The following is a 6,000-nucleotide window of genomic DNA, read 5'->3' as shown; positions in this document are numbered from 1 at the left end:
GCTGGTGCGGGCGCCGCCGTAGTTCTCCGCGCGGACCGTGCCCGCGCCGACCAGCACCACGTCGGCGAGCTCGCGCAGGAGCATGAAGACCGTCTTGTCGGCCGCGGTGCCGAGGCCTGCGGTCGCGTCGTCGCTGGTCGCGGCGCCGTCGATGCTGGCGACGAAATTGGCCCTCACCCAGGGCGCGTCGAGTTCGAGGGGGTAGGCGTAGAGCTTGGCCAGGTCGTCCCGGCTCAGCTCTGTGAGCTGGATCGCATTGTGGATACGCTGCATGAAGTCAGATCACACCACGTCATTAGGCTTCGTCCATGCAAGAACGCCTTGTCGATCGCCATCCGGAGGTTCCGGCGGACCAGCTCGTCGCCCAAATGGTGCCTCCGCCCATGTTCGACGAGGTCAGTTTCGCCTCCTACATTCCCGACCCCCAAGAGCCCAGCCAGGCCGCGGCCGTGCGCAAGGCGGAGGAGTTCTCGGGGCAGGTGGCCAAGATCCACAAGGCCGCGAGCAAGAAGGGCCTGTTCGGCAAGAAGAAGCCGGTCAGCGGCGCGGGCCTGTACCTCGACGGCGGTTTCGGCGTCGGCAAGACGCACCTGCTCGCCTCGATCTTCCACAGCGCGCCCGCGCCGAAATCCTTCGGCACGTTCGGCGAGCTGACCAACCTGGTCGGTGCGCTCGGCTTCAACAACGCCGTGGAGCGGCTCGCGGGCAACAGCGTGCTCTGCATCGACGAATTCGAGCTCGACGATCCGGGCGACACCATGCTGGTCTCGCGCCTGCTGACCGAGCTGTCCGCCCGCGGTGTGTCGATCGCCGCCACCTCCAATACGCTGCCCGGTCAGCTGGGGGAGGGGCGTTTCGCCGCGCAGGACTTCATGCGCGAGATCAAGAAGCTCGGTGCGATCTTCGAGGCCGTGCGCGTCGACGGCCCGGACTACCGGCACCGCGACCTGCCGCCCGCGCCGGAGCCGACCTCGGCGGAGGAGCTCGCCGAACGGGCCACTGCCACACCGGGTTCCACGCTCGACGACTTCGACGCGCTGCTGAAGCACCTCAGCACGCTGCACCCCTCCAAGTACGGCGCGCTGATCTCCGGGCTCTCGGCGGTGTTCATCTCCGGCGTGCACCCCGTCACCGACCAGGCCGTCGCGCTGCGCATCGTGGTGCTGGCCGACCGTCTCTACGACGCCAGCATCCCGGTCACCGTCTCGGGCGCCAAACTGGACGAGATCTTCTCCCAGGAGATGCTCGACGGCGGCTACCGGAAGAAGTACCTGCGCGCCATCTCGCGTCTGCTGGCGCTGTCCCGCTTCGAGGCCGCCGCGGCCTGAGGCCGCCCGCACGACTGCCCGCCGATCCCCGGCGGGCGCGAGGAATGGAGCCCGTCGACGTGACCTCCGATCGCGCCCTGCGCGCTTCGATCGCCGCCGCGACCGGCCTGGCCATCGCGTTCGGCCCGGTGACCGGTGTCGCCGTGGCCGACCCGGTGGTGGCCGCGGACACCGCGTTCGACCGCTCGGTCGGCTTGCAGGGTGTCCAGAATGCCCGGGACGTGGGCGGTTACCGGACGGCCGACGGTCGCCTGGTGCGCACCGGACTGGTGTATCGCACCGGGCAGCTCAACAACGCGACGCCCGCCGACCTGGTCGTGCTCGGCGAGCGCGGCATCCGGGTCGTCGACGATCTGCGCACCGGCTACGAGCGGGCGATCGCCAAGGACCGCGTTCCCGCTGGCGCCGTCGAGAACTGGAACGACGTCATCGGCCAGGCGCCGCCGCAGGTGCTGGCCACCGCGTTGACGGGCGGCGCCGATCTCTACCGCGCCTTCGTCACCGCGCCGGGCGCCAACGCGGCCTTCGCCTCGGTGCTACGCGACATCATCGAGACCGGCGGCGGCGTGCTCTACCACTGCACCGCGGGCAAGGACCGCACCGGCTGGGCCACGGCGGTGTTGCTGACCCTGCTCGGCGTCGATCGCGCCACCGTAACCGAGGATTACCTGCTGTCCAACCAGTACCGCAACGCGGCGCCGGACGATCCGCTCAACGGCGTGCAATCCGGTTGGCTGGATGCCGCTTTCGATCAGGTGAACCAGACCTACGGCGGTTTCGACGCGTATGCGCGCGATGGTCTCGGCCTGACCGGCGCCGACCTCGCGGCGCTGCGGGCCAAGATGCTGGCCTGAGCGTTCCCGGCCGGTTCAGGACCGGTGCTCGGCGTACCACCGGTCGACCAGGGCGGGCATCTCCTTGCTCAGCCAGACGAAGAACTCGTGAATGTCGAGGACCCGCGCGGCCTGTTCGCTCTGCGGGTCCTCGAACAGCGCGAGCCCGCGCGCGGTCATCGCGGTCAGGTCGGTGTACTGGCTGGCCTGGGCGCGGATCAGCTCCGGCATGATGCCGGGCCGGATCGAGTAGTAGTCCTTGCGGTCACCGGGTTTGGAGGTCTTATCGACCCAGCGCATGGTGGTCAACTGCTTGAGCGAGTTGGAGATCGAGCCTTTGGACGCCTGTAGCGCGTCGGCGATCTGGGCGAAGGTCTGCTCAGGCGGATCGCACACCAGCAGCCAGCCCGCCGCGCGACCGGTCATCCGGACCAGACCCATGCGTTCGAGCACGAGCGCGAAATCCTCGACGAAGGCCAACTGTTCGGGAGTGGGCGCCGCCTGGTCGTGTTCCGTGCTGGTCATCGGTCGAGTATCCCTTTCGTGCGGGGAAAACGGGAAAACGGGGCGGACCGTGTCGGCCCGCCCCGTGCTGAGTGGTTACACCGCGAGGTCGCGGCGTTCGAAGACGGCCAGCGCGGCGGCGACGACCACGGCCGCCAGCACCGCGAGCACCGCGAGGTGGGTGAGGTTGGCCCCGTTCACCAGCGGCGAGTCACCGTTGGCGTAGTAGAACGGCGAAAGCCTGCGCAGCCACTCGCCCCCGTCGAACATCCCGCCGAGGTTGTTGGCCAGGTAGCCGGCGACCGTGACGAGCGCCGCGAAACCCAGTGTCAGCGCCCGCTTTCCGGTCGCGGCGCCGAGCAGCAGGGTGATCGCCCCGGTCAGCAGGCTGAGCAGACCCAGGCCCGCGCTCGCGGCCAGGATGTGCCCGGCGGCGATATCAAGGCCACCGCTGTTCGCGCCCGCCAGGACGCTCAGCGTCAGCACCGAGAGGACCACCGCGGTCTGCACCGCCAGCGCCGCGAACCGTTGCGCCAGCAGGCTTTTCCGGTCGATCGGCTGGGCGAGCAGCAGATCGAGCATGCCGTTCTCCTCCTGCGTCACCGATCGGGTGGCGAAGGTGACCGCGAAGATCATCATGAGCAGCAGGCCCATCAGCGAGAACACCGTGGCATTGAGATAGCCGGTGGCGCTGGCGAAATCGCTGAGTCCCATGGCGTCGTACATCGTGTTCTGCGTGATATCGAGCGAGCCCTGGTCCCGGAGCGACTGGTAGGACGGCAGATACATCATCGGGACGATGGCGAGGCCGATCGACCAGCCGATCAGGCCGCGCCGCTGTTCCTTCAGCGTCTGGGTGAAGACCGAGCGTGACATGTTCGAGTTCTCCTGTGCATGTAGTGGTTTCGTCGCGGTGCGGGTCAGCGGCCGTAGAGGCTGAAGAAGATCTGCTCCAGGTCCGGTTCGGTGGACAGCACGCTCACCAGCCGGTACTTGGCCGCCGTCTTGAACAGCTCGTCGACCTCGCCCTCGGTGGTGCAGCGCACCGTCCGGTCGGCTACCGACAGGTCGCGCACACCGGTCAGGTTCGCGAAGTCGTCGGCGAACACGTCCTCGTCGAAGACCAGTTCCACCGCGCGCGGGGAGCGGCGGCGCAGATCCTCGACGTTCTCGGTGCCGAGCAGCTTGCCCGCCCGCATGATCACGGCGCGGTCGGCGGTCTGCTGCACCTCGCTCAGGATGTGCGAGGACATGAACACCGTCTGACCGTTCGCCTTCGCCTCGCTCACCAAGGTCAGAAAGCGTTGCTGCAGCAGCGGATCCAGGCCGGAGGTGGGTTCGTCCAGGATCAGCAGCTGCGGGCGGTGCATGAACGCGGCGACGATGCCGACCTTCTGCTTGTTGCCCTTGGACATCGCCCCGACCTTCTTGGACAGGTCGAGGTCGAGCAGGTCGGCCAGCTCGGTGATCCGGCTCGCGGCCACCGTGCCGCGTTGGTCCGCGAGGAACCTCAGCAGCTCACCGGCGGTGTTGCGGCCCTCGATCTCCAGTTCGCCGGGCAGGTAGCCGATGTGCGAGCGCAGTTCGGCGCCGCCGGCGCGGGGGTCCATGCCGAGCACCTCGACGCGGCCCGCGGTCGGGCGGATCAGGTCGAGCAGGATCCGGATGGTGGTGGACTTGCCCGCGCCGTTGGGTCCAAGGAAACCGAACACCTCGCCCTGGGCGACCTCCAGGTCGAGGTCGGTGAGTGCGACGTGCTTGCCATAGCGCTTGGTCAGGCCTTCGGCCAGGATCGCGGCGGACATGTTGCTCCTTCGTGGGGTTTCCAGAGTCCCGATGAGTTCGATAAGAACTGCTATGTTCAGTAAAGACTGAACATGCAGAACTTGTCAACCTCCCGCTGGGCGCTGGCTACGATCCGGGCCATGGCGAAGTTCGAGACATGGGACGGGCTGGAGCTCGAGTACCGCGTGTGGGAGGGCGACGGCCGCACGGTGGTGCTGCAGCACGGTGTCGTCGCCGACACCAATGCCAATTGGATGAGCATGGGCGTGGTGGCCGCGCTACAGGCCGCCGGATACAGGGTCGTCTCGCTCGACGCGCGCGGCCACGGGCGCTCGGAGAAGCCGCACGACGCGGCGCGGTACTCGTGGGCCGCGATGGCCGCCGACGTGCGCGCGCTCTACGACGAACTCGGCCTCGAGGAGGTCGCGCAGGTCGGCTATTCGATGGGCGGGGTGATCTCGCTGTTGGTCGCCGCGGCCGACGAGCGGGTCGCGAAACTCGTTGTGGGCGGCATTGGTTCGGGCGTGATCGACTGCGGCGGCGTCGACCGGCGGGTGGTGGACCCCGAGGCGATTCTGCTGGCGATGAACGGCGACGGTGCGGGCGCGCCCCCGGTCGCCCGGATGTTCCGCATTCTCGCCGACGCCGTCCGTGCCGACCTGGCCGCCATCCGGGCCGTGGTCACCGGTCTCGACGACCGCCCGATCACCAGCTTGGACGGCATCACCGTTCCCGCGCTCGTTCTCGCGGGTGCCGAAGATCCGTTCGCCGCCGAACCCGAGCGCCTGGCCGCCGCCCTGCCGGACGGCCGCTTCGTCGTCGTCCCCGGCGACCACATGCTGGCCGTGCTGAATCCCGGTTTCAAGACGGCCCTGGTCGATTTCGTGCGGTGACCGGCCGTCCGCGCGGTCAGAAGACCAGCCGCATGACGTAGTCGTGATGGAGTTGATTGCCGACGGGGAAGGTCTTGGTGCCGACGATCTCGAAGCCGTGTTTGGCGTAGAAGCGCTGGGCGCGGGCGTTCTCCTGGTTGACGCCGAGCCAGACACCCGCGTAGCCCTCCTCGCGGGCGCGCTCGAGTGCGGCGTGCATGAGCGCCGTCGATACCCCGGTGCCGTGATGACCGGGGAGCACGTACATCTTGCTGACCTCGACCACGGGGCGCACGCCGACGGCGTCGGCCACTTCCGGGTCCGCGGGGTCGCCCGCGTGCAGCATCGCGTAGCCGACGATGTCGCCGCCCGCGACGGCCTTGAGCACCGTCCGCGCGGGATCGGTCAGGTATTCGCCGAATCGTTCGCCGGACAGCGCCTCGGTCAGATAGATCTCGATGTCGTCCGCGGTGGCGTCGGGCGGGCAGGCCAGCGGAAAGGTCGCGGCCGCAACGTCACTGAGGGCTTCGGCGTCCCACAAACCGGCCCGGTCCACGATGACTGGGATATTGCTCATACGTCCATGAGAGCACAGAATCCGTAACGAATTCCGAACCGGATGCACTTCGGCCCCCTCACCACCTTCGGAGACCAAGGGTGGGGGCTTCTTCCCCCTCG

At 68.4% G+C, this 6,000-nt stretch carries 8 protein-coding genes; 3 read left to right on the top strand and 5 right to left on the bottom strand.

Going from position 1 to position 6,000, the window contains the following annotated elements; translation table 11 throughout:
* Window positions 1-273 (bottom strand): dihydrofolate reductase family protein (locus NL1_RS22795; protein WP_174553455.1); only part of this gene is annotated, 273 nt, incomplete at its 3' end.
* Between the two features lie 35 nt (window positions 274-308).
* Here NL1_RS22795 and zapE point away from each other — a divergent pair.
* Both zapE and NL1_RS22785 read left to right on the top strand, forming a co-directional pair.
* A complete protein-coding gene (zapE, locus tag NL1_RS22790) occupies window positions 309-1,328 on the top strand; it encodes a cell division protein ZapE (protein ID WP_067842820.1) in 1,020 nt (339 codons plus the stop codon).
* Window positions 1,329-1,387: 59 nt separating this feature from the next.
* Window positions 1,388-2,182: a tyrosine-protein phosphatase gene (locus NL1_RS22785; protein WP_245673474.1), complete on the top strand. Its 795-nt coding sequence runs from the start codon at window positions 1,388-1,390 to the stop codon at window positions 2,180-2,182.
* Window positions 2,183-2,197: 15 nt separating this feature from the next.
* On the opposite strand, the gene NL1_RS22780 is transcribed toward NL1_RS22785, so the two are convergent.
* From NL1_RS22780 to NL1_RS22770, 3 genes are all read right to left on the bottom strand, one after another.
* Window positions 2,198-2,686, bottom strand: a complete 489-nt coding sequence (locus tag NL1_RS22780) for a GbsR/MarR family transcriptional regulator (RefSeq protein WP_067842813.1) — start codon at window positions 2,684-2,686, stop codon at window positions 2,198-2,200.
* Between the two features lie 75 nt (window positions 2,687-2,761).
* Window positions 2,762-3,541 (bottom strand): DUF2705 family protein, encoded by a 780-nt coding sequence (locus NL1_RS22775; protein ID WP_067842810.1) that lies wholly within the window; start codon window positions 3,539-3,541, stop codon window positions 2,762-2,764.
* 44 nt (window positions 3,542-3,585) lie between these two features.
* Entirely contained in the window at window positions 3,586-4,470 is an 885-nt protein-coding gene (locus NL1_RS22770) for an ABC transporter ATP-binding protein (RefSeq protein ID WP_067842807.1), read from the bottom strand.
* A gap of 120 nt (window positions 4,471-4,590) precedes the next feature.
* Between NL1_RS22770 and NL1_RS22765 the strand changes: the two genes are divergently transcribed.
* The gene (locus NL1_RS22765) at window positions 4,591-5,343 is read left to right on the top strand and encodes an alpha/beta fold hydrolase (RefSeq protein ID WP_067842828.1); all 753 of its coding nucleotides are present in this window, start codon (window positions 4,591-4,593) and stop codon (window positions 5,341-5,343) included.
* Between the two features lie 16 nt (window positions 5,344-5,359).
* Here NL1_RS22765 and NL1_RS22760 read toward each other — a convergent pair whose 3' ends face one another.
* On the bottom strand, window positions 5,360-5,899 hold the full coding sequence (locus NL1_RS22760; RefSeq protein WP_174553454.1) for a GNAT family N-acetyltransferase: 540 nt from the start codon (window positions 5,897-5,899) through the stop codon (window positions 5,360-5,362).
* Window positions 5,900-6,000 lie beyond the last annotated feature (101 nt).

The sequence above is a fragment of the Nocardia lijiangensis NBRC 108240 genome (assembly GCF_001613045.1).
Lineage (GTDB): Bacteria > Actinomycetota > Actinomycetes > Mycobacteriales > Mycobacteriaceae > Nocardia > Nocardia lijiangensis.
This window is presented reverse-complemented; position numbering and strand designations above follow the sequence as displayed.

Bases quoted from the DNA above. Each gene is read 5' to 3' on its own strand.
- NL1_RS22775 (WP_067842810.1), bottom strand. From the start codon at position 3,541: ATGTCACGCTCGGTCTTCACCCAGACGCTGAAGGAACAGCGGCGCGGC.
- NL1_RS22765 (WP_067842828.1), top strand. From the start codon at position 4,591: ATGGCGAAGTTCGAGACATGGGACGGGCTGGAGCTCGAGTACCGCGTG.
- zapE (WP_067842820.1), top strand. From the start codon at position 309: ATGCAAGAACGCCTTGTCGATCGCCATCCGGAGGTTCCGGCGGACCAG.
- NL1_RS22770 (WP_067842807.1), bottom strand. From the start codon at position 4,470: ATGTCCGCCGCGATCCTGGCCGAAGGCCTGACCAAGCGCTATGGCAAG.
- NL1_RS22760 (WP_174553454.1), bottom strand. From the start codon at position 5,899: ATGAGCAATATCCCAGTCATCGTGGACCGGGCCGGTTTGTGGGACGCC.
- NL1_RS22780 (WP_067842813.1), bottom strand. From the start codon at position 2,686: ATGACCAGCACGGAACACGACCAGGCGGCGCCCACTCCCGAACAGTTG.